Below are 22,300 nucleotides of genomic sequence, written 5' to 3' on the forward strand. Positions count from 1 at the left end.
GGCACGCCGCCAGCGTTCGTCCTGAGCCAGGATCAAACTCTCCAAAAAGATGTTTGACTTGCTCAATTGTTTTAAATAAGAATTAACTTACTGGCATGTATTTTGTTCAGTTTTCAAAGATCAATTTCATCTGCCGTTCTTAGCGGCGACAAATAATATCATAACATTTAACGAGATTAAAAGTCAACAACTTTTTTAATTGTTTTTTTACAACCGCCGTTTTCAGCAGTGGAATAACAATATAACATGCCCTGAAATATAAAGTCAATGATGTTTTCTAAAGTGAAACTTCCTAAAACGAACAACAACAAAAAGGTGCAGAGATTCCCCACACCTTTTTGTTGTTATTTAATTGATCGATTGGATGACTTGGACATGTTCTGCACTCTTTACAACAGCCTCTGCTTTCTCAGGATCTGCTTCTATATGCTCAATGTTTGCAAGCTTATAGAAGATGACTCGTTCAACAGCTTCATTCAATCGCTCAATCGGTATCTCACCAGTTTTCACAGCTTTCACAAGACCATTATAGACCTCCAGCTGATGTTCATACTCATGGCAGACGAGCAATAAATCCGCACCTGCTTGCATCGCTTCTCTTCCCATATCTTCATATGAATAGTATTTATTCACTGCGCCCATTTCAAGATCATCTGTTACGACGATCCCTTCATATCCAAGTTTCTCCCGAAGCAGCTGTTTCATAATTACCGGTGATAAACTCGCTGGCTTTTCTTTGTCATAAGCAGGATATTTTACGTGGGTTACCATAACAAAAAACTGGCTGTTCTCTTTTTCTTTAATCATTTGAGCAAATGGATACAAATCAGAGCTTTCTAAATCCAGCTGATTCGCTTCGACAGAAGACGTTTCCACATGCGGATCCACATTACTGCGCCCATGTCCTGGAAAATGCTTCAATGCCCCAGTCACACCAGCATGATTTAGCCCTTCGATCACTTTCGCTCCGTACTCATATGTTTTTTTCGGATCTTTCCCAAAGGAACGCGTATCTGTATCCGATAAATCAAGCACCGGAGCAAAGTTAATATGAATGCCCATCGAATTAAGTTCTTTGCCGTTCACTTCTGCCACATTATATACTTCTGCAGCACTCGCTATTTGTCCAAGCTGTTGCTGTGATGGGATCGGCGACACCTTTTCGCGCATTCGCAAAATGTCTCCGCCCTCCTGATCAATCGCTGTCATGAGCGGGACATTAAAAGGGGATGCTGCTAGCTGCTGAAGGGCGTTAGAGAGTCTGGCTGTCTGACTAGCCGAGGTCATATTGCGGTCGAAATAAATAATACCCCCGATTTGTTTATTCTGAATTAAATCTTTTATTTCTGTGCTTGGCTCTGTCCCATGAAAACCCACCATCATAACCTGGCCAACTTTTTCTTCAACAGTCATAGCCTTTGTAATTTTTTCCGCTTTCACTTTTACATCCGATTCCTGTTCAATCTCTTTTAACTCGGCTGTTTCGTGTGTCACTACTTTCTTCACAAATGCATCTTGTTCAGGTGAGACCTTGACAGGCGCTGCTGTTTCTTCCACCCGCCCTTCACCGTTTCGAGTATTTAACTGTACAACAAGAACAGCGAGAAAAAGCAGGATGGCACCAAACAAAAGCAGGCGGTACTTTTTTTTCATTATTCAATCACAGCCTTCGTTTTAGTAATTTCAGGTACATTCAGTGCCCAACTAGAGCCTTCTTTAACAAGATTCCACTTCCCGTTCCATGTTTGTACAAGCTCTCTGCCGTTGCTTTGCGTATCCCGAGAAATCATCTCGAACGAGGCAACTGCTTTATTTCCACTGACCTCTTCCACATTTACATAGGAAACGACACTTTCAATCGTGTGAGTAAACCCTTCTGCCCATTTCGTGTAACTGACTTTGGACTTGCGGTTGGAACTGAACATATCGTAAGCACTGGGCAGGTCCCTATACGTGATACTGGCATAATGGTCATAAATAACATTCTCAATACTTGCGGCTTCTTCCGCCCATTCCGCTTCTTTTTTAGCTAAAGCGGCAGCTGCCCGTTCTTCCGCTTCCCTAATCACAGAGTCATCCAGCTGCAGTTCTACGCCGCCGTTAACCTCGTCTTCTGTGACAGCGACCATTTCACTTTTTAGCAGCTGTCCTTTTTCTTTCACTTCTGCATGAATTTTCAGTGAACCATCCACTGGAACAGGGCCGATCTCCTCAAACTCTCCCACTGTTTTATTCGTCGTTTTTCCATTAATGAACACAACGGCATCCTCATAATTAGAATATAACTGCACAGTAGGTCCGCTCAAGTCAAATTCCACCTTAATTTTGTGATCCTCTGCCTCGCGCGGATCAACATCCTCTTGATCCTCGACGAGTGCGTATTCTCCTTTAAAGGATGCTTTTAATTCATGAGGTATAGGCAAAAAAGGACCGAGCGTCTTTTCTTTTCCTTCTTCTAGCTTTCCTTCATCACGGCCATCAACTTTTAATGCCGCATTTTCTTGATTAGCTGACACTTTAAAATAAATCGGCTGAAAACTCAGGCCGTATTTCGGAATCATCCCCCATGCTTTTGCTGTCTCTATTAAGGTGAGTTCCCCCTCTCCTTCCCTAATGATAACCTCTTCATCTCTCATATTCTTTGCTTCAACTCTAAGATTGTCTTTTGTTTCCGCCAGGGCAGCAGGATCATCTTGATAGAATTTGATCAACTGCGCAGCAGCCGCTTCATCTACTTTCATCTCTTCCTGACCGCTGTTCAACAGCGCCGCTAACTGCTCAGCATTATTTTCATCTATTGCTTTTTCAAACTCTTTAACTACTTTTAACGGATTGTTCATACTTACTGCTAATTTCCATCCAGCAAACGCCACAACAATCAATAGGAGCACGGCCGCTATCCACCCTTTTTTCCGTTTGCTGATCGGTTCTTTATAAGTCGGAGAATTCTGTTCTTTCAAAGATTGTTCGATTGTATGTCCACAATTCGTACAAAAGGACTGGCCCGCCTTTAACTCTTCTCCGCAACTTTTACAATGCACCACAATTTCTCCCTCTTTCTTTCCTTTTTCTCCTATCTAAAATCGCATATATTGACAACATTATACAAAAATATATATGAAAATATCACTATTTTTTTATGAATATGGTAAATTTGTAGGTATATTGTTTAAAGGAGTGAAAGTTGTGAACGATTTACAAACAAAAATCGGCAGCGGTTTGAATAAAATCCAAGGAAGTTTGCAGACAGGCAAACAAAAAATTCAAAGCGCCCAGGAGATCAGCCAGTATAAAAGACTGATCCAAGAAACAAGTTTAGAAAGAAACCAAATTCTCTTGCAGCTTGGTGAAGATGTATACAAAAAGCTGCGTAGCCAAGAAATTCATTTGGATGACTGGGAGCAAAAAGCTGCCTCTCTCACTGCTCTCGATCACAAGATTTATCAAGCCCGGCAGCTGATCGCCGCGGCAAATGCCCAATCCATTCATTCTCAAGCGTGCCCGAACTGCGAAAGTTCTGTTACCCCTGATGATAAGTTTTGCGGCAGCTGCGGGACAAAAATAGACTTCCCTGCAGAAGAGACAGCAATAGAAACAAAGGTGTGTGTACATTGCGAAGAACAAATTCCAACCTCTTCCTTATTTTGCATTTGCTGCGGGATAAAAACAGTATGAGGCTCATGAAAGGAGATTCGATGAATGTATTGTAAAACATGCGGAGCCGCCAATTCAGAAGAAAGTAACTATTGTTACCGGGATGGTACTTCCCTTACCGGCTCTTCTTCATTAAACAGGCTTCAAGTAGTGAATAAAGAAACAAACTTTTGCCCCTTATGCGGCGAAGGAACTTCCAGTCGGGAAAATTATTGTGGCGCCTGCGGTCATACGTTATTTTCACTTGCTAAAAAGGAATCGGCGGCAGCTGCTATTGAATCGGTTGTCGTTCCAGCAAAAAATTATTCGTTTTCGCTTTCCTCATTTTTTACAAATTTTACGAAAGATAGATTTCAAAAAGCATTACTTCCGGCAGTTGCCGCCTTTCTTCTCATGATTATATTAAGTTTTTTCGTTTCCTCTTCCATGAATCAATACTATGATTCCTTATTCGAAGAAGTATTCGAAATGTCACCGAAAGAAATGGCAGAAACCATTGCTGAAGAAACAGGAGCAGAGATCAAGGCTCCTGGGCATCTGTTTGGCTTCACTGACGTAGCGATGGTATCTCATCTCGTCCCTCCTACGTACACGATAAACGCCGAGGGAGTGCTGGGTTATGATGAGGGCAGCTTTAACGGCAAACTGAAGATCGACTCATCTTCTATCATTCTTTTGCTTCTCCCATTCACTTCTCTATTTGTTGCAGGTATTCTTTACCGCCGTTATATGAACGATCAATCTTTTTCGCATTTTTTAACAGCCGCCGTAAGTATCGGTGCGATTTATGGAATTTTCCTATGTGTTTTTTCTTTTTTCAGCGGCTTTTCCTATGATTTGAAAGTCAGCGAGGGCGGTGATCTCTTCAAAGCTTCGATCAACACGTCTTATTTCTTCCTTGCCGCTTTCATAAAAGCTGCTTTGATAGGTGTCTTTGCAAGCTTATCCGGCATGCTGTTTAGTTTAGATTACCGCCATATAACGAAGCATTTGGAACAGCTGATCCCTTATGGGGAAGCTGCTCATCAAGGTTTCTCTGCTTTTATTCGCAGTTTCGTTCTTCTAGCTATTATTTTCATTGTGATCATCGGCACGAAATTAAATGAATGGAAAGAAAACGTCCTCGACCTTTCCTATATGATGGATCTGCCTCTTTCAAGTGAGCTGCTTGAAAAGACGTGGTCGTTTGCCGCTTTCATCGGCACACAGTTGGGAGCCTTAGTGTACAGCATGCTTCATTTTACGCCGCTGGCTTTCAAAATGAACCTCGATAGTATTGGCTCAGATATAGAAATACATTATGCAATTTTTGGAGGCTTCCAAGATAGTTTTGGAGGAATGACTCAGAATTTAGATGTTTTCTTTGATATGAACAATATCGGACTATATTTAAAATCTGCTATTCTTATTCCAATTGCTTTTCTTTTATGGGCTGGTTATTCGCTGGCAAAGTTGAAACAGACGAATTGGCAGACGTTCGTTATATTCTCTCTTGTTTATAGCGTGTTCACCGCTGTCCTTGCTGCAGCAAGCGGCACTTTCTTGAGCGGCAGCGTCACAGCAGAAGGAGACTTCGACACCCAACAACAAGCACTCAATTACACGATTGCCGTCAGCTCAATCCGCGTACTCCTGTTAAGTTTCCTTATGGCGGGCACCCTTTCCTTTGCAGGGAGCTGGCTTTACAAATTTTCATCGCAAAAAAAGAGAAGCTGATTATTAAGACAATGCATCTCATCTTATTGACGTAGCTTTTGCATAGAACCATGTTGACTTTCGGCTCATTCCCTCTTTAACTTGAGAGAAATGAGCCGAAATGACCCTATCAGCCTATCCACCCTCTTATGAATATTTAATTAGGTATTTAGGCATTATTTTTTCATTCTTGATCAATCTCTCAATCAAAACAAGTCTTTTATCCTCCTTATCTCACTAATTCCCTCTCTTATTCTAGTGTTATCCGCTCATTTTCCGAAAGTTTGTATCAAAAAAAATACTCGTTTGTTAAAATATGTATGCGACCAATTAAAATTAAATAGAATATGATTACAGATGGGGTGGATAAAGTGAAAAAAGCAGGAAAATCTTTGTTGGTCTTTTTATTGTCATTCGCTCTTTTAGTACCCTCTGCAGCCACAGCATCAGCTGCGATCGGACAAGACAGCTCTGAAGGGACTGCAGATTTTAAACATAACACGAAAGCAGCAAACGCAGTAAAATCAGCAACGTTCAGTGACATACCGAGCAACTTCTGGGCGAAGGACGAAATCGATTATCTTGTCCAAAACGGCATTATTTCGGGTTATACAAATGGGAAGTTTGGTATTAATGACGCGGTAAAACGCGAACATGCGGCTATGATTCTAGCGAGAGCCCTAGGCATAGAAAATGAATCTGCACCGAACCCTGGGTTTAAAGACATATCGGTTAACCGCCCTTCCTATCGTGCGATTGCCGCTTTGACTCAGCGCGGAGTCTTCAGCAAGGCGAACTACTTTAATCCAAATGGCACATTAAAACGTTCACACATGGCAAAAATCATTACAGAAGGCTTTGGTTTTAAGTACTCCTATCTTGTTTCTTTCAAAGATGTCCAGAGCAGCGATCCATTCTACAAATATATAACAACACTCGGCAGCGCTGGCATTGCAGGGGGAAGCAACGGATACTTTATGCCAAATAAAGTTCTAAATCGAACAGAATTTTCTGTGTTCATCGCTCGTGCCCTTGAGAATCGTTTCCGCACCGGTGTTCAAGTAGATATCCAAAGCGCACAATACGAGCCAGATGGCCGCTTAAAATTAAATTTAATCATGTACAACAACACTCGGCAAACAGCTTTCAACATTAAGGGAAGATATTCTCTTTATACCGGCAGCACACTTGTCGCTCAAACAAGCTCAACGAGAGAATATAAAAACATCTCTATTGGCGCAAATCAGAAAAAAGCAGTGGCTCTTTACTTCTCATCCAGCGAAATCAAAAACAGAGTAAGCTTAAGCCAGCTAAACAATTCCTACCTTGGCTACGAACACTCATGGAACTACTATAACTAAAAAAACGAGGCTGATCCAAAAGGTCGTGAAAAAAACGACTTTTAGGGTCAGCTTTTTTCTTTAAATTAAGCTTTTGAATATTATTTCTCCCCCGAACTTCTTGGCACTGTTTTTGGGTCTGCATAGAGAAACGGATACTGTTTGCGCCTTTTCCTTTTGCGCCAGAAGACTAAAAGGAAAAGCCATGGCGGTTTATACACCTATTTTTTAACAAAGTTGAAACGATGATTTTTCACTGAGCTGATTGTAGTGGAAGACGCGAAGATTCCCGAGGGGGAAGGCTCACTGTTTGCACCATGGAAAGCGAAGCGCCTGAAATGAAAATCCACGGACCAGTTTAAAAAACTATACAAAAAGGAGCGCTCCTAAAAAGTGATACTTTTAGGAGCGCTCCGCTTGCTTATTTTATTTCCGCTCAGCGTTGATCAACCCGCCAACTAAAAGGACGACAGCTGTGAAATAAAACCAAAGCGTGAGAATGATGATCCCAGCAAGCTGGCCGTAAATGCGAGTATAGCTCACCGCACCGGCGTATTCACTAAAGATGACAGACATGACCTGCCAGCTGACCGCAGCGAAAATAGCCCCTGGAATGACAGATCGCACCGCTTGTTTTCCACTCGGCAAAATTTTATAAAATAAAATAAAAAAGCCAAACAGAAATAACGTTCCGAGCCCCCATTTAATCCACGTCCACGTTGCCACAAATGGAGCAGCTATTTCAATAGAACCAATGACTTCTGTCGATACTAACATATGCAGCAGACGTTCACCTATCGGAATGAGCAAAGAAAGCGGTACGAGAAACATAAAAATTAATGTAATTCCTAAATCCCTTACGACCCCCTTCAAAAAAGAAAGACGACGCTTGATCCGGTAAGCTTCATTTAGCGAACGAACAAGTGACTGAATAGCCATGGAAGACAGCCAAAATGTAGAGAAAAAACTAATGGAAGCAAGGTGTCCCTTCCCTTTTTGAAGAACATCTTCCACGTTTTCATGGATAAGGTTATACGCATTGTCAGGCGCATAAGGACGGATCACACTTAAGATATCTTCTTCTGCAACAGGAAAAAAACTCACTAGCGAAATCATGAAAATGAGAAAAGGCACAACCGACAACAGTAAATAATAAGCCGTCTGAGCGGCCTGATCAAAGAATTGCTCAGCAAAAAAGCGGCCAGCCACTCGCTGCACAAACCTCACATAACGCATATATTCACCATCTTTCCTGCCTCTTTGTCAACATCATAAACAACTGTCCGCCTCTTAGCAAATTCCTTCCCCAAAATAAAAAGAGGAGGATGGCCCTTGTTGGCCATCCTCCTCTTTTTATTTTTCCTTTTCAGCTTAATCTTCATCAACAATGTGACCATGAACCATCAGCATAGACATAATAGCAGCGACGTAGATGGAGACAGCCGGTGCAGTTAACACATGTCCCGCTGTCGCCCCAATACCGGCCGCTAAAATAAAGCCAACACCATACATGACATATGGGATCGTAAACGTTTCCTTAATACGAGCGACAAAATACACTAAGAAACGAATGACGTAATATACAAACGGTGCTATAAAATATAAGAAGCCAACGATGCCTAAAGAGAAGAAAATATCATAAAAATCCATTTCGATCATTTTCGGTTCTTTTCCCGGCAAAGGCATCTCATAGTTTCCGGCAAACCCTGTTCCAAATAGCTTTTGAAGAACAGGAGCGTCCATAAAGTCTTGTTTAAAATCAGCTAAATACTTTTCCCGGCTGCTAAAGACAAGATTCTGAATTTGCGCTTCAGTAACCTTTTGTTCTTCTTCAATGATCTCTTCCCCATCTTCCTGCGGTGTTTCCTGTACTTCTACTTGTGGCTTTTCCTTTTGAACCTCAATTCCCAATGCGTTGGCATGTGCATACATGTTGTTAAAGACAGGCGTAAACGGAGTAGATAAAGCTAAAGCGGCAAGCAGAAAAATCGCCATAAGCATATTCGCCCGTGTTTTTTTCGTCCGCTCTTTCGCTAAATAAATAATCAAAAGGGAAATACATGCAGCGGCCAGCACAATCACAATTCCACCGTACCCCACTTTCGTGCCGAGAAACAGCATCGAGACCGATAAAAGAACGAATGGAATCCAATAATAGCTTGTTTTGATCGATTCTGTTTTTTCAATCGCATATACAACAGTTATCGGTAAAATAATAGCCATAATTGCGCCAATTTCATTTCCAGCAAAGAACCAGCCAGAAAAACCTACTTTCGTATGAGAATAATTCGACAAGCTCGTGCCGGTTAAAAAGGACACGATGAATACAGCACTAATAATAAGCGAGGAGTACAAGAAGTAAATTGTCGTTTTCTCCATAAATGGCGAGCGGTTTTTTTTCATCTGCAAATATAGCATATTAAAGCCTAAAAACAAGATTGGAAAGTAGATCACTTTATTATAGAACTTTAATTCTTTAAATAAGAAATAGGGATCCTTTAAGTTCATATTGACCGCGATATTTATTCCAATTACAACAGCTAATCCAATTAAATAAAGCACATATTTTCTAGCAAGCCTGCTAGAAAAAGCCAGTTTTAATAACAAGACTAAAATCGCCGCCATGTATAGAACGCGGACGATCACGCCAACCGTAATATTTACGTTAAAAATCATGAGAGATGCCGTGGTCAGTACATCAATAACCGGCTGCAAAATCAAAAATACGAGCAGCAGCAAAAGTGTCTTCTGATTCAACATGTTGATCTGTTCCTCTTCCCTTTCAATTTCCTTTTATAACAATCGGTACGGACTACAGCTGTCATCCCCGACAGTATTTCGATTGATCAGCATACTGCAATACATTAGCAAATATATGTATAAAATAAACCTTTTCCATTATATCACAAAAAGCAGTTAACTCTTGATTAAATATAACCATTTGGCAACATACCGCCATTGTATTCTATCATCTTTTTTCCTTCCATACTATCTATTTTACATGACAACTTTTTACGGCTTTGAAACATCTTTAGAATAGCATTTTCTCCCCTCACATCTAATCTCCTTCAGTTCCCCTCCATACCTTTCTTACGCAAGAATTTTTTTCTATTTTAAACATATAATTGTAAGATTTTACGGAGTTTAGTAGTATGAATGTATTATGTCAATTGGAGGAGAAAACAATGAAAAAGTGTGATGCTTGCGGTTACACAAACGAAGACAGCAATACTTTTTGCTCTGAGTGCGGCACTTCCCTCCCCACTCAGTCATCGCGAAAAGCAAGCCGCGAAGAAACAAACATAAAGAAAGATCAGCCGCCAAGGAAAAGGACACCTATTATTCTAGCCCTTGCTGCAATTGCAGCGATCGGTTTGTTCACTAGTTATCAAATGATCGCAAAAAAATACAGCGAGGAAGCAGTGGTTGATCAATTTCATACTGCCCTTACAACAAAAAATAAAACAGCTTTGAAGGAATTAATTGTCCCTTCTGACTCACGCCTCAAAGTGAATGATCAAAGTTTAGATGCTTTATTCGCCCTTATTGATAAAGAACCGTCACTTGTTCAAGAAATCGAGGACTCTCTTCGCAACGAAGGGTTGAGCAATCACTTGTTTTATTTGCGTGAAGATGGAAAACATTACGGAATCTTTGATCGGCATGTCGTGGATACACCGGGTTACTTCATCAAATTGGACAGCACCGGCGGAGAAACAACTGTTTATTTAAACGATCACGAGATCAGTGTGTTGGATGAAGCTGGAGAAGTTCAGGAATTCGGGCCATTTTTAGTAGGGGCCTATACAGTTAAAGGAATGAGAAAGGCCGAGGATGGCACAAAAGAAGATGAAATCACCCTTGAACTATCTGGAACGAAAACAGAAAAAATAGCTACTTTACAAACAGGTGATCCTGAAAAACAAAAAGAGGAAGAAAAGAAAGAAGAAGTGAAGGAAAAAACAGTAGTGAAAGAAGTCATTAGAGAAGTAGCTCCAAAGACTGCATCCGTACCAGCAGCTACTTATTCATACTACATTATTCCACACAGCGACTATGCTTATTTGACATACGACGATTTAGCTGGTTTTTCCCAAAACGAGTTACGGCTGGCAAGAAATGAAATCTTCGCCCGGCACGGATACGTTTTCAAATCTAAAGATTTACGAAATTATTTCAACAGTCAGGCTTGGTACAGTCCGAATCCAAGCTTTAGGGAAAGCAGCTTAAGCGCTGTGGAAAAAAGCAATGTCGATTTTATCAAGTCATTTGAATAGGAGATTTATCTAATGAAACGATTGTCCATCGCCGCAGTGTTGATTGCCTGCTTTCTTTCGTTCCTGCTGTTAAAAATGGACTCACAATCAGAACAGGGGCTTTTAAACAGCTTGACTTCAGAAAAAGCAGAAGATCACATCAAGGCGAAACCGCCAGAACTAGAGAAAAAAACAGTATCCAATTTAGAAAAATCGAAAGAAGCAGAAACAGAGATACCTCAAAGTACAAAGGAGCTTGAAAAAACAGAGAATCTAGAACGAGTGATCCATACCGAAAAAGAGAAAACGGAAAAACAAGAAGTGAAGCCTGACGCATCGGCAGAGCCGCCTGCAGTCCAAGCAAACAACAAGCCTTTTCTTGTCGTTATTGATCCCGGCCACCAAGAAAAAGCTAATCTTGAACAAGAACCGATCGGCCCTGGCGCCAAGGAAACAAAGTATAAAGTAACAGGTGGAACAAGCGGTATAACAACAAAGAAACCTGAGTACGTTCTTACCCTTGAAGCATCCAATTTACTTAAAGCTCAGTTGGAAAAAAAAGGCTTTCAAGTGATTATGACACGTACGTCTCATAACGTGAACATCAGTAATCGAGAACGGGCCGAGATAGCTAACAATCATAACGCTGACTTATTCGTTCGCATTCATGCAGACGGAGCAGAAAGCGCTGCTGTAAGCGGATTTTCTATCCTAGTTCCTTCCAAAGAAAATCCGTATACGCAGCCTATCTATGATAAAAGCTACACGGCGGCCCAGTCAGTGCTTTCCATCGTCTCTGCAGAAGTGCCGCTTCATCAAAACGGCATTTTTTTCAGAAGTGATATGTCAGGCTTCAATTGGTCACGTGTACCCGTTATTCTTCCGGAAATAGGATTTATGACAAATGCACAGGAAGATCAAAAACTATCCGATGATGCTTACTTAACAAATTTAATGACCTTACTGGCAGAAGGCATTGAACAATACGCAGACAAGGCCGCTTCTCAGTAAAAAAACAAAGCGTCAGACCACTCTAACTCATATCTTTCTCTGCAATGAATGAGAAAACGATAGATAGATATGATTAGAGAGGGCGGACGCTTTTTAGTCAATCTTGATTATTTCTCAATGATGAATGATGTTCGGGGGTATTTTTCCGCTCAAGCCCGCGACAAGGTTTTGGGCTGCAAGCTGTGCCATTTCCAAACGGGTTTCAGGAGTAGCTGAGCCAATATGCGGTAAAGTAACGACGTTATCCATCGAAAGCAGCGGATTGTCTGATTCCACAGGCTCCCGTGAAAAGACATCAAGGCCGGCAGCTCGGATCTCCTGCCTTTGGAGCACATCAATTAAAGCCTCTTCGTCAATGACTTTGCCGCGCGCTGCGTTAATAAAAATACTCGTTTTTTTCATGAGCGCAAATTCACGTTTGCCGATCATTTTTTCCGTCTGCGCATTAAGGGGGGCCAGCAGGCATACATAATCAGACTGGGCAAGCAGGTCATCTAGTGTGCAGTATACCGCTTTATACATTCCCTCTGCCTCTTCATTCCGTGAACGGTTATGATACAGAATCGGCATATTAAAACCAAGGTGCGCCCGTTTAGCCACAGCTGTTCCGACACCCCCCATGCCAATAATCCCAAGCACTTTATGATGGACATCTGTACCGAATTTCTCCTCACGAAGACTAGATGACCATTTCCCCTCTTTGACGAAACGATCCAGTTCTGGAATACGGCGGGCAGCGGCTAACATTAACCCAAGAACCGTATCCGCTACCGTTTCATTTAACACACCAGGTGTATTCGTCGCCACAATTCCCCGCTCTTTCAACAATGGAATATCAAAGTTGTCATATCCAACCGAAGCATTGCTCACAACTTGAAGCTTTGGAGCATGGTCCAGTAACTCATGATCAATCACAAGCCCCGAACCGAGCAGCCCCTGAGCCGTCTTTAACTCCTCTAGAAACTCTTTCTTATTCCCCTCATTCAATTCTTTAAAATACACCACTTCGCACGTTTCCCTGACAAAATCCACTACACGCTCATCAAACTTTCTGTAAACAATCACATTTGGCTTCATATTCCTCTATCCCCTTCTCAGCACCGTTAAATAACTTTTTATTCCTTATTGATTGTCCCTCATAACAACACCGTCTTCAAGTTTGCCCGCTTATTTTTTAAACATTCTAAAAAATATTTACGCCAGTCCTTCCCCTGTACTATACTGAAACAAAACAATAAGTAGAAAGAGTGTATATCTTGAGTAATGTACAAATGTCGATAAAAGAAAAAAGCATTGTATTCATTGGCTTTATGGGTGTGGGGAAAACAACGATCGGCTCACTCGTTGCTCAAAAGCTGCAGCGGCCTTTCATTGATATTGATGAAGAAATCGAAAAAGAACATGGAATGTCTATTAATGAAATCTTTGCATCATATGGTGAGCAGGCATTTCGAGAAATGGAAAAAAAGACGGTTCGTTCATTTTGCGAACAAAAATTGAAAGTGATCTCTTTGGGCGGCGGCGCTTTTATGCAGCCGGAAATCCGTGACGTTTGTTTAGCTAACTGTACCGTTCTCTATTTGGATATGTCATGGGAACAGTGGAAGGAAAGACTCGATTTACTGATCGAAGACCGCCCCATTCTTCGAGACAAGGATTTAAAAGAAATTGAAGAGCTTTTTTACAAAAGACAAGAAGCCTATTCTTTAAATCACCACACAGTTACCGTTGACTCGAAAACCGAAGAAGATATTGCCGATGGCATTATCGCTTTACTAAAACTTTAAAAAAAGCCGGGCCTCAAGGGGCCTGGCTCTTTTCAATCGTTATTCCATATTCAAATGCTTTTTGAAGATAGCAGATAAACGGGCTCTTTCTTCATCTGGAACAATATAGTAGTAAACACCGCCGATTTTTTGACCCTCACCTTTTACTTGTTCTTGTCTAATGTTTCTTCTGGCATCAGCGTAGTTTTTCTGGATCGATTTTATTTCATCCACTGAAAGATTCGTTTGCACGTTTTTCGATATCGCGTCTAGAATATCATCATATTTCCAGATAGACTGAACGCTGGCTCCTTTTTCAAGAACACCTTGGATGACTTGCCGCTGACGTGCCTGCCGGCCAAAGTCACCTTGCGGATCTTCATATCTCATGCGGGAGTATTTCAACGCTTCTTCTCCATTTAAGTCCAGTGTTCCTTTCGGAAAGTCTGCTCCTTCATAAGAGAAAGCAAATGTGCTGTTAACCGTCACCCCGCCGACTGCATCTACAATATCTTTAAACCCATCCATGTTCATTTCTATATAATAATCCACGGGAACATCTAAGAATTCTTCCACTGTTTTTGCAGCCATATTCACACCGCCAAAGGCATACGCGTGATTAATTTTATCTTCCGTACCTTTGCCGACAATCTCCACACGCGTGTCACGCGGGATACTGAGCATTTCAGCAGAGTTTTCTTGTCCATTGACCGACATTAAGATCATTGTATCCGAACGCCCCTTATCACCTTTACGCTCGTCTACCCCTAACAAAAGTACAGTGAAGGGCTCCTTATCCTTCAATGAAACATCTTCTGTACGTTTTTCTGATTTTTCAAGTACTGAATCATTCAACATGCCATGAAGCGCCTTATTGAGAGAAGAGTACACATTAAATGCAAAAGCCGCCGCGATAGCTAACAACAATAAAACGATAATGAGTATGATTTTCTTTTTTCCTTTTTTCTTTCTCGTTCTTCTCGTTCTTTCCATTCCGTAGTCTCCCTTTAAATTTAAACTTTACCTTTCCATTTAACTACCGTTTTTTATTATACCATGAAGACTCCTATACATATATTTTATAATGACAAAATCTGCTTATCTTCACTTGATTTATATCTCCAATAAGTAATAACACCTAATAATCGGCAGTTCTAAAGGATGACCACACAAAACTTTCACACTATTTACCTATTTTTTTCTTGGAAAATATTTTATATTAATACTATCGTTCGACGAATATTAACAAGATCGGAAGTGACTTAGTTGAAGAAAGCGTTTATTATGTTTTTCTCTTTTATATTAAGCTTCAGTTTGCTTACACCACCTGCTAAAGCGGCTCAATTTACTGATGTGACAACAACAAATCGATTTTATCAGGAAATTCTTTTTTTAGCGGGAAATGGAGTAATCAGCGGCTTTCCAAATGGAAAATTTAAACCTGGCCAAGAAGTAACCCGTGCCGCTGCGGCCATTATTATCGGCAAGGCACTCAACCTAGACGGACAAAAAAGAAACACCCAATTTAAAGATGTGAATGCCGGCAATATGGCCTCCGGTTATATCGCATCCGCTGTAGAAAAAGGCATTGTGTCTGGCTTTCCAGATGGTACTTTCCGGCCTAATGAATTTGTCACACGGGGGCAAATGGCCATTTTATTGTCGAAAGCATTTGACCTGACAACAGAAGAAGACGTTCATTTTTCTGATGTCACTCCGTTAGTGACGGCCTATCCCTACATTAAAAAGTTAACAGCTGCTGGAATTGCCTCTGGCTATGAAGACCATACATACAAGCCTAACCTAATACTGCGAAGAGACCAGTTTGCAGCCTTTATGGCCCGCGCACTGAATCCTGCGTTCATTCCTGGCAACAAAGTGTCTGATTTCACCGTCAACTTTTTAAATGTCGGTCAAGGAGATGCTGTTTTCATTGAATTTCCAAATGGACAAACGATGCTCATTGATGCCGGTCCTTCAGAAGAAGCGATTCGACGAGAGTTAGCTTCACTTGAAGTCAACACAATAGATATTTTTGTCGCCACCCATCCAGGTGATGAACACATCGGCGGTGCCGACTACGTGATCCATGAAATGAATGTCGAAAAAATCTTTGATTCTGGCATGCCGGGTGTAACGAAAGAATACAAAGAATATAGCGAGGCAGCAAAAGCAAAAAAGCTGAAGTTAAAAGAAGTACATACAGGCAGCCGTCTCTCCCCTGATGATCAAGTAAATGTGACCGTCCTTCATGCCGACAGCCGGTCCTCAGCGGGCGACGACGGGTCAATCGTCATCCATATGACCTATGGGGATATCAGCTATTTATTCGCTTCCGAAATTGGGACATCTGTAGAAAATCAGCTCATGTCTACATCCGACATCCAAGCCGATATTTTAAAAGTATCAAAGCGCGGAACTTCCCAAGCATTTATCGAAGCGGTTGACCCGCTTATCGCTGTTTTGTCAACCGATCACAGCACAGACAATGCAGCGGCAGAGATTAGACAGCGTCTTGAAACATATGGAACACAGATCCTTTCCACTGTAGAGGGAACCATCATGACAACAAGTTCTCAGGAAAGCTTCTATCTTTATCAAAAAAACCCTCACGAACCAAGTGAACTGCCTTTTAGTAAACTTTCGACACCACCCCTGGAAGAACGGTCCAATTTTTATTTCAAAAAATAAATAAGTATAACGGGCTGTTTACGACTATCAAGGTGACAATGATCGTCTAGGGAATTCCATGACAACACCAGGTACAAAAACCCACACATTCCCATTCATTAACAAAAAGCACCTTTTATCGCTAATAAGGTGCTTTTTTTTCTGTTATTCAACAAATTAAACAGAAATTTCTAAATATTTAGATGTTTATATATAGTAAAAAATAACTATCCCTGTTATAATACAGTGGAATCTAACAAAAGGGGGATATAATCATGGAGTTTCTTAGTAATTATAAAATTTCAACAAGCACTATGGCACTCGTTGAAGAATATCACCAAGACTACAATTCAATTATTTATGATAAAAACGGAATATATTGCACAAAACAAACTGTACGATCATTACTGGACGAAGCCTGTATCGAAAGAATATCCACCTATGATGGCAGGATCAAAGCCGTTCGCAAACGTTTCCCATACCGTAAAAAAACACCCCTAGTTATTTGCCTCCAAAAGCGCATCTGCGCCTTTCCCATCACATCACCAGATAACTACGGCTGCAAATGGATTTTCCCGTACCATATACATACTAGTATAATGAAAGGCGGAAAGCTTATCGCCTTTTTTAAAAACGGTGCCCAGCTTGCGCTCACTTGCTCATCCTATGTCTTTAATAGACAATGCGAACGTACAGCCAACTGTCTAAATTACTTCCAAAACAATCTATTAGATTAAAACTCTCCACCCTCCGGATCGTATCCAGAGGGTCGTTATCAGCGTTCATCCTTTATTGAGATAAAGCAATGAAGTAGATGTACATGTTTCAGCAGACTAAAGAATGTACATATGACAGGCCGCTTTTGTTTTGTTAAGATGAATATATGATGACACATAGAAAGGATGGTTCCGCGTGATTCAAGTATTGTTTGTTTGTCTCGGTAATATTTGCCGTTCTCCAATGGCGGAGGCACTCTTTAGAGACCTCGTGAAAAAAGAAGGCTTAACTCATCAAATCACAGTCGACTCTGCGGGTACTAGCGATTGGCACATCGGCTCACCGCCTCATAAAGGAACATTAAACATATTGAAAGACTATCATATTAACGCGGACGATCTTGTTTGCAGACAATTCACTAAAGAAGACTTCAAAGCATTTGACTATATTGTCGGGATGGATGAGAGCAACCTTCAAAATATTTACAAGATCCTTGGCCAGCCCGAACATCCTAAAATTATCCGTCTGCTTGATCTGACCAATCACCAAAAAGATGTGCCTGATCCGTATTACACCGGTGACTTCCAAGAAACATACGACCTGTTAAACGAAGGCTGTCAGCTTCTGCTCGAGAAAATAAAGAAAGAACGTTTATAAACACAGACAAAAGAGGCTGATCCAAAAGGTCATTAAGAACGACTTTTTAGGATCAGTCTTTTAGATTTTTTTGACAAATTTCAAACAATTATTTTTCACTGAGTTGATTGGAGTGGAAGGCGAGAAGACTCCTGCGGGGAAAGCGAACAGGTGAGACCCCGGAGGAGCTTTAGCGACGAGGAAGCTCACCGTTTGCCCCGCGGAAAGCGAAGCGCCTCAAAAGGAAATCAACAGGCAATTTTAAAGCACCATAAAAAAAAGAGGATCCCCCCTAAAAGTTATACTTTTGGGAAGCCCTCCTTCTCCTATTACTTGCCAGCTTTCAAATTTGTTAATACATTGACAACAAAAAGCAAGATACCAAGCACAGTCAATGTGGCGCCTGTTGCGACTCCCGCAGTATAGGCAGATTTTTCAGTCGTAAGAAGCAGGGATAATGAGATCATCATGACTGGCAGACCGATATTATGAAGCCAAAAATGTGCTTTTGCCATTCCATTATGGGCGAGATTAGGAAAAATATGATATAAAATACCTACAAGCATTAGAGCAGCCCATCCTAAAAGATTAACATGCACATGTACTCCAGCTAAATCATAAGAATGAACGACAGACATGTAATAACCAAGCAGTACACCAATCGCAAAGTAGACCACAGAAATTTTAATTAGCCGAATTGCCATTTTAACTCCTCCCTTCTTACTTCAATTTATGCGTCAACTCACCGTAAATACCTATTGCAGAAAAATATTTCCCCATCGGAAAGGACTAGCTTTCCTAAATAGATAGGGAAGCTTATCCATTTTCCCGGCATGGCCTTCTTCTTATTCATATTGCAGCAGTGACAAGTAACCAACGTGTGCTACACTATATAAGTGAATAGATAAAACTTCAACGAAAGGACGATAGAAAGTGAAAAAGTTTACATTTGTCATTCCGATCATGATTCTCGTAGGTGCCATTTCCTTATGGATGCTAAACAAGGATTATTCGGAAATTGATCTGCAAATACGACTAATGATTACCGCTGGGGCGATGATCGTTTCAGGGATTATCTCCTACTTTTTATTAGGCAGCGATGGGGAAAAATCCTCTGCCCCGCTTCCCAAAGATAAGAGTAAAAAGAAGAAGTAAACGGCTTTTATCGGTTTAAAGCTTTACCTTTGAATATAGAAAAAGAAAGACTTATTAAAAACACTTGTCAACAATGTAAAAGGAGCCAGACAATTCGCTGGCTCTCTCAAACATGTAGAAAGTGATTGACACTCTTAGTTTGTTGTTACATTAATAGTTGAAGCAGCTAAAGGAACGACTTTAGCAAATGCGAATGGAGTAACAGTAAATTCTCCTTTGCCATTCACTACATTGATTTTTTGGCTTCAAGCATTAGTAATCTCAGTGTTTTGAGATTCGACATTTAACGCCCCTTCAAAGTCATCTCCATACAAACACCCAAAGCCTTAAATATATTATATTAAAAAAGCAAAATATATTATTGCTAATTAATTTTTACCTATTCCTTCTTAATTATTTAATATTTTATACCAATAAATCTATTATATAACTCCCCTGGTAAAGTAATATTTTCATTTATAACATCATTTTTCCATAATTGTTTCTTTCTCTAAATATGGCCATGAAAAAATGAGATCCTTTCTTGCTTTGACATACAAAAAGGAGACTGACTCCCTTTTGAGTCAATCTCCTTTGTTTCATTAGGTTAGTGAATAAATCAGTATCCCAGAAGCGGCATTGTAAATTTCATCAAATTGAGACAGCGGAAGCGGGTTTTGTCCTTCTCCTAATTCAATTGTGAAGCCCGGCCTGCGAAATTCTTGGATAAACCAATCCTTATACCCCGAATGACTGTCTACATAACGGATAGCTTTATAGCCGCTCACTTGAGCAAACAAGCGAGCAAGCCGTTCCGATTCAGGCGGCTCCAATCCCTCATATCCCCAGTAAAATTCTTTCCCTTGTGTATGCAGCGCCAACAGCCGTTCAAAGCTTTCTTTTTTCACTAGGTCGGCCATTGCCTTCGTTTCTGGTTCAGACAGCGGAGCATAACCTGGGAAGTCACGCGGGGCCGGCGCTTTTGGCTTTCGGGTCGCTTCGAATTCCCAATTAGCCGGAAACTGCTTATTTAAATCGACACCGCGAATGTTTGCTTTCCATCCGGAAAAATCACGGCTGCCTTTGTTAATGGCAAGCACTTCTTCTTCCATTCCAGCTGGCGGACCATTTAACACTAAATTCACTCCGTCCGGATCAACCATCGGTACAGCTGACAGCTGTGTTCGCGTATATAAAGGAAGAGTCGCCACTCCCTTAATCGCAAAATGATTCGTTAAAGAAAGCAAATATTCATTCAAAAAACGCATTAAAATAGGTGTAGTGATCCATTCATTTGCATGGAAGGAGGCATTCATTTGTACCTTGCGATTGCTTGTTCCAATTCGCAAATCATATAGCGGCAAGCCTAGCACACTTTTTCCAGCTTCCCTTTTTCGCATAAACGGATAAATGGCCAGCAGCCGATTCATGTCATTCCTCATTCGTTCAAAATCATAAGGCTGTTTTCCATCTACAATAAACGATGTCACTCTTACCGGAATCTTCACCTTTTGTCCCACTTTCAGCTGATTCGGATTGACATCCGGATTCAACAAAAGCAGCGCATCGACATGTATATTCCGGGCTGACGCCAGTTTCCAAAATGAATCTCCTTTCTCGATCACATGCGTCGTCACTGTAAATCCCGGAATACGAATAACCTGTCCAATCCGCAATTCATTAGGATCGACCCCTGAATTTGAATCAATAATCAGCACGAGCGGCATATAGAATAACTGGCTATAGTACCAGAGTGTATCCCCTCTCCGCACACGAATTTCCATAGTAACGTCATAGCCTCCTATTAAAAGCTTTTTACACATCATATGTGTACGGGGGAAAAGCTATGACTCGCTTCGTCACCTTAAACGGTTATATAGCCTCTATACAAGAAAGAGGATGTCCCTAAAAGTTATACTTTTGGAACACCCTCCGAATGATCATAGAACAAAAACACGTTATATGCGAAAAGGACGAAAATATGTGTACCAACGAATGATCTAATACATGCCTTCAATTTTTTGGACAAAGTCATCAAGCGTATGACGCGGACTAATGCCTTGTCTTTTTAAAGTATACGGATCATCTCCAAGCTGCACATTTCCCGTTTCGGTCGTGAAAGCAAGACGAATGCCCACGGCCTTTGCCGCTTCAATCGTGTGAGGAGCGTATTGTCCCCATGGATAAGCTAAATATTGAATGGACGCGGGATCTTTAAGGGCTCTCCCGATATATTCCCGGCCTTTTACTAAATCCTCTTCAATTTCCGGCGCCGTTTTTGACACTAAATAAGGAATTTGTGTCTCTCTTTCCCTTAAATGCATTCCTTGTGTATGATGCTGAAAATTAAGCACACCTTCTGTTTCGCTGATCTCCTTGTGTCCCATATATTGCAAAGTCATCGGGTCCCACGGCTGAGCATAGGCTCTCACCTTCCCGCCAATGACAAACACGACCGCTTTTTGATTGTTTTGCTGCAATATAGGATAGGCATACTTTTGTGTGGATAAATAATTATCATCAAATGTAACGACCGCGACTTTTCCGGTTAAGTTTTGATTATGGTTTAAATAGCTGTCTAACTCTTCCATCAAAATCGTCCGCCATCCATTCTCCTTTAAATAATTCATTTGCTTTTCAAACTCGTCTACTCGAATGACCATCGAATTATTATGGAAGTCCGTCTCTTCTGGGTTTTCAAGCATGTGATGATACATCAACACAGGAATGCCTAAATCCTCAGTTACCTTATCTTTATGAATATAGCCAATTTGACCAGCAATATGAATCATATACCAGTCTCCTATTTTCCTTACAATTGGATAACGAATGTTGCCTTTAATAACGGCGATTCCCTTTTGTTGTTTATTAATCCGGTCATAAACAACTGTTTCCGATTTTGTAATAACGACTGCATTCGTATGACTGACTGCTTTTGCGGGCACTTTTTGGACTTTCATCGCAGGAATGAATGCTGAACTTTTCTCTACAAAAGCCGTTCCATTTCCAAATGAAAGATAATAATAAGATGAATCCTCTTCCACTACTTTGTAAAATTGTTTCGGCAAAAGAACTCCCACTTCTACAGGCTTTCCATCTATTTGATCATACGCGGGAATATTTTGTGTGGCTGTCACCCATTTTGATTCCTCAGCCGCTTCTACCCTTTCATTGAAAAAGCTAGTGATTAAGATAAAAGAAAGAAAGAAAATTAGTGCTATTTTAATATATAATCCTTTCATGAATTTCCACTCTTCTCTATAATATAGTTATAAAATACTAAATCCATAACCATACTATAGTAACATAAACTATTTTATAATAAAAGGATATAATTCTAATATATTCCATAAACGTGTTGATACTTAAAGAATTCATGAAAAAAACCGCTGCCAGCAGCAGCGGTTCGAAAACCTCTTAC

At 40.8% G+C, this 22,300-nt stretch carries 19 protein-coding genes; 10 read left to right on the forward strand and 9 right to left on the reverse strand.

Annotation, left to right across the window (positions count from 1 at the left end):
• Positions 1 to 348 precede the first annotated feature (348 nt).
• Entirely contained in the window at positions 349 to 1,653 is a 1,305-nt protein-coding gene (nagZ, locus tag QYG89_RS13380; protein WP_404318131.1) for a beta-N-acetylhexosaminidase, read from the reverse strand.
• Complete coding sequence (locus QYG89_RS13385; protein ID WP_404318134.1) at positions 1,653 to 3,041, reverse strand: zinc ribbon domain-containing protein; 1,389 nt, start codon at positions 3,039 to 3,041, stop codon at positions 1,653 to 1,655. Before QYG89_RS13385 ends, nagZ begins: the two co-directional genes overlap by 1 nt.
• Before the next feature lie 145 nt (positions 3,042 to 3,186).
• On the opposite strand from QYG89_RS13385, the gene QYG89_RS13390 reads away from it, so the two are divergent.
• The 3 genes from QYG89_RS13390 (at position 3,187) to QYG89_RS13400 (ending at position 6,710) form a co-directional block, all read left to right on the forward strand.
• Positions 3,187 to 3,675 carry a zinc ribbon domain-containing protein gene (locus QYG89_RS13390; RefSeq protein WP_404318136.1) on the forward strand — a complete coding sequence of 163 codons (489 nt, stop codon included), beginning with the start codon at positions 3,187 to 3,189 and terminating at the stop codon, positions 3,673 to 3,675.
• A gap of 24 nt (positions 3,676 to 3,699) precedes the next feature.
• Positions 3,700 to 5,370, forward strand: a complete 1,671-nt coding sequence (locus QYG89_RS13395) for a zinc ribbon domain-containing protein (protein ID WP_404318138.1) — start codon at positions 3,700 to 3,702, stop codon at positions 5,368 to 5,370.
• 350 nt (positions 5,371 to 5,720) lie between these two features.
• Positions 5,721 to 6,710, forward strand: a complete 990-nt coding sequence (locus QYG89_RS13400) for an S-layer homology domain-containing protein (protein ID WP_404318140.1) — start codon at positions 5,721 to 5,723, stop codon at positions 6,708 to 6,710.
• Positions 6,711 to 7,115: 405 nt separating this feature from the next.
• On the opposite strand, the gene QYG89_RS13405 is transcribed toward QYG89_RS13400, so the two are convergent.
• Positions 7,116 to 7,925 carry a YihY/virulence factor BrkB family protein gene (locus QYG89_RS13405; RefSeq protein ID WP_404318143.1) on the reverse strand — a complete coding sequence of 270 codons (810 nt, stop codon included), beginning with the start codon at positions 7,923 to 7,925 and terminating at the stop codon, positions 7,116 to 7,118.
• Positions 7,926 to 8,060: 135 nt separating this feature from the next.
• On the reverse strand, positions 8,061 to 9,449 hold the full coding sequence (locus QYG89_RS13410) for an O-antigen ligase family protein (protein ID WP_404318145.1): 1,389 nt from the start codon (positions 9,447 to 9,449) through the stop codon (positions 8,061 to 8,063).
• Positions 9,450 to 9,874: 425 nt separating this feature from the next.
• Between QYG89_RS13410 and QYG89_RS13415 the strand changes: the two genes are divergently transcribed.
• Together QYG89_RS13415 and QYG89_RS13420 are read left to right on the forward strand one after the other, a co-directional pair.
• Positions 9,875 to 10,966, forward strand: coding sequence for a YARHG domain-containing protein (locus tag QYG89_RS13415; protein ID WP_404318147.1), 1,092 nt, complete (start codon positions 9,875 to 9,877; stop codon positions 10,964 to 10,966).
• Between the two features lie 12 nt (positions 10,967 to 10,978).
• Complete coding sequence (locus tag QYG89_RS13420; protein ID WP_404318149.1) at positions 10,979 to 11,956, forward strand: N-acetylmuramoyl-L-alanine amidase; 978 nt, start codon at positions 10,979 to 10,981, stop codon at positions 11,954 to 11,956.
• A 114-nt stretch (positions 11,957 to 12,070) separates the two neighbouring features.
• Here the strand turns inward: QYG89_RS13420 and QYG89_RS13425 are convergent, their stop codons facing one another.
• Positions 12,071 to 13,033 (reverse strand): 2-hydroxyacid dehydrogenase, encoded by a 963-nt coding sequence (locus QYG89_RS13425; RefSeq protein ID WP_404318151.1) that lies wholly within the window; start codon positions 13,031 to 13,033, stop codon positions 12,071 to 12,073.
• Between the two features lie 176 nt (positions 13,034 to 13,209).
• Here QYG89_RS13425 and QYG89_RS13430 point away from each other — a divergent pair, with 176 nt between their 5' ends.
• A complete protein-coding gene (locus QYG89_RS13430; protein ID WP_404318245.1) occupies positions 13,210 to 13,743 on the forward strand; it encodes a shikimate kinase in 534 nt (177 codons plus the stop codon).
• Positions 13,744 to 13,782: 39 nt separating this feature from the next.
• Here the strand turns inward: QYG89_RS13430 and QYG89_RS13435 are convergent, their stop codons facing one another.
• Positions 13,783 to 14,715 (reverse strand): LCP family glycopolymer transferase, encoded by a 933-nt coding sequence (locus QYG89_RS13435; protein WP_404318152.1) that lies wholly within the window; start codon positions 14,713 to 14,715, stop codon positions 13,783 to 13,785.
• Between the two features lie 273 nt (positions 14,716 to 14,988).
• Between QYG89_RS13435 and QYG89_RS13440 the strand changes: the two genes are divergently transcribed.
• From QYG89_RS13440 to QYG89_RS13450, 3 genes are all read left to right on the forward strand, one after another.
• The gene (locus tag QYG89_RS13440) at positions 14,989 to 16,413 is read left to right on the forward strand and encodes an S-layer homology domain-containing protein (protein ID WP_404318154.1); all 1,425 of its coding nucleotides are present in this window, start codon (positions 14,989 to 14,991) and stop codon (positions 16,411 to 16,413) included.
• A gap of 254 nt (positions 16,414 to 16,667) precedes the next feature.
• Complete coding sequence (locus tag QYG89_RS13445; RefSeq protein ID WP_404318156.1) at positions 16,668 to 17,129, forward strand: competence protein ComK; 462 nt, start codon at positions 16,668 to 16,670, stop codon at positions 17,127 to 17,129.
• 175 nt (positions 17,130 to 17,304) lie between these two features.
• Complete coding sequence (locus tag QYG89_RS13450) at positions 17,305 to 17,766, forward strand: low molecular weight protein-tyrosine-phosphatase (RefSeq protein ID WP_404318159.1); 462 nt, start codon at positions 17,305 to 17,307, stop codon at positions 17,764 to 17,766.
• Positions 17,767 to 18,074: 308 nt separating this feature from the next.
• Here the strand turns inward: QYG89_RS13450 and QYG89_RS13455 are convergent, their stop codons facing one another.
• Positions 18,075 to 18,449 (reverse strand): cytochrome-c oxidase, encoded by a 375-nt coding sequence (locus QYG89_RS13455; protein ID WP_404318161.1) that lies wholly within the window; start codon positions 18,447 to 18,449, stop codon positions 18,075 to 18,077.
• Between the two features lie 229 nt (positions 18,450 to 18,678).
• Between QYG89_RS13455 and QYG89_RS13460 the strand changes: the two genes are divergently transcribed.
• Positions 18,679 to 18,900 carry a hypothetical protein gene (locus QYG89_RS13460; protein WP_404318163.1) on the forward strand — a complete coding sequence of 74 codons (222 nt, stop codon included), beginning with the start codon at positions 18,679 to 18,681 and terminating at the stop codon, positions 18,898 to 18,900.
• 581 nt (positions 18,901 to 19,481) lie between these two features.
• Here the strand turns inward: QYG89_RS13460 and QYG89_RS13465 are convergent.
• Together QYG89_RS13465 and QYG89_RS13470 are read right to left on the reverse strand one after the other, a co-directional pair.
• Entirely contained in the window at positions 19,482 to 20,663 is a 1,182-nt protein-coding gene (locus QYG89_RS13465; RefSeq protein WP_404318165.1) for a M14 family metallopeptidase, read from the reverse strand.
• Positions 20,664 to 20,879: 216 nt separating this feature from the next.
• Entirely contained in the window at positions 20,880 to 22,121 is a 1,242-nt protein-coding gene (locus tag QYG89_RS13470) for a polysaccharide deacetylase family protein (RefSeq protein WP_404318167.1), read from the reverse strand.
• Between the last annotated feature and the right edge of the window lie 179 nt (positions 22,122 to 22,300).

This window comes from Bacillus lumedeiriae, assembly GCF_044891285.1.
In the GTDB taxonomy this organism is placed as follows: Bacteria; Bacillota; Bacilli; order Bacillales; family Domibacillaceae; genus Pseudobacillus; species Pseudobacillus lumedeiriae.

What these genes read in the sequence shown, in the direction of transcription:
- QYG89_RS13395 (WP_404318138.1), top strand. Translation starts at nt 3,700, where the DNA reads ATGTATTGTAAAACATGCGGAGCCGCCAATTCAGAAGAAAGTAACTAT.
- QYG89_RS13410 (WP_404318145.1), bottom strand. Translation starts at nt 9,449, where the DNA reads ATGTTGAATCAGAAGACACTTTTGCTGCTGCTCGTATTTTTGATTTTG.
- QYG89_RS13425 (WP_404318151.1), bottom strand. Translation starts at nt 13,033, where the DNA reads ATGAAGCCAAATGTGATTGTTTACAGAAAGTTTGATGAGCGTGTAGTG.
- QYG89_RS13455 (WP_404318161.1), bottom strand. Translation starts at nt 18,449, where the DNA reads ATGGCAATTCGGCTAATTAAAATTTCTGTGGTCTACTTTGCGATTGGT.
- QYG89_RS13405 (WP_404318143.1), bottom strand. Translation starts at nt 7,925, where the DNA reads ATGCGTTATGTGAGGTTTGTGCAGCGAGTGGCTGGCCGCTTTTTTGCT.
- QYG89_RS13465 (WP_404318165.1), bottom strand. Translation starts at nt 20,663, where the DNA reads ATGGAAATTCGTGTGCGGAGAGGGGATACACTCTGGTACTATAGCCAG.
- QYG89_RS13415 (WP_404318147.1), top strand. Translation starts at nt 9,875, where the DNA reads ATGAAAAAGTGTGATGCTTGCGGTTACACAAACGAAGACAGCAATACT.
- QYG89_RS13470 (WP_404318167.1), bottom strand. Translation starts at nt 22,121, where the DNA reads ATGAAAGGATTATATATTAAAATAGCACTAATTTTCTTTCTTTCTTTT.
- QYG89_RS13445 (WP_404318156.1), top strand. Translation starts at nt 16,668, where the DNA reads ATGGAGTTTCTTAGTAATTATAAAATTTCAACAAGCACTATGGCACTC.
- nagZ (WP_404318131.1), bottom strand. Translation starts at nt 1,653, where the DNA reads ATGAAAAAAAAGTACCGCCTGCTTTTGTTTGGTGCCATCCTGCTTTTT.
- QYG89_RS13435 (WP_404318152.1), bottom strand. Translation starts at nt 14,715, where the DNA reads ATGGAAAGAACGAGAAGAACGAGAAAGAAAAAAGGAAAAAAGAAAATC.
- QYG89_RS13420 (WP_404318149.1), top strand. Translation starts at nt 10,979, where the DNA reads ATGAAACGATTGTCCATCGCCGCAGTGTTGATTGCCTGCTTTCTTTCG.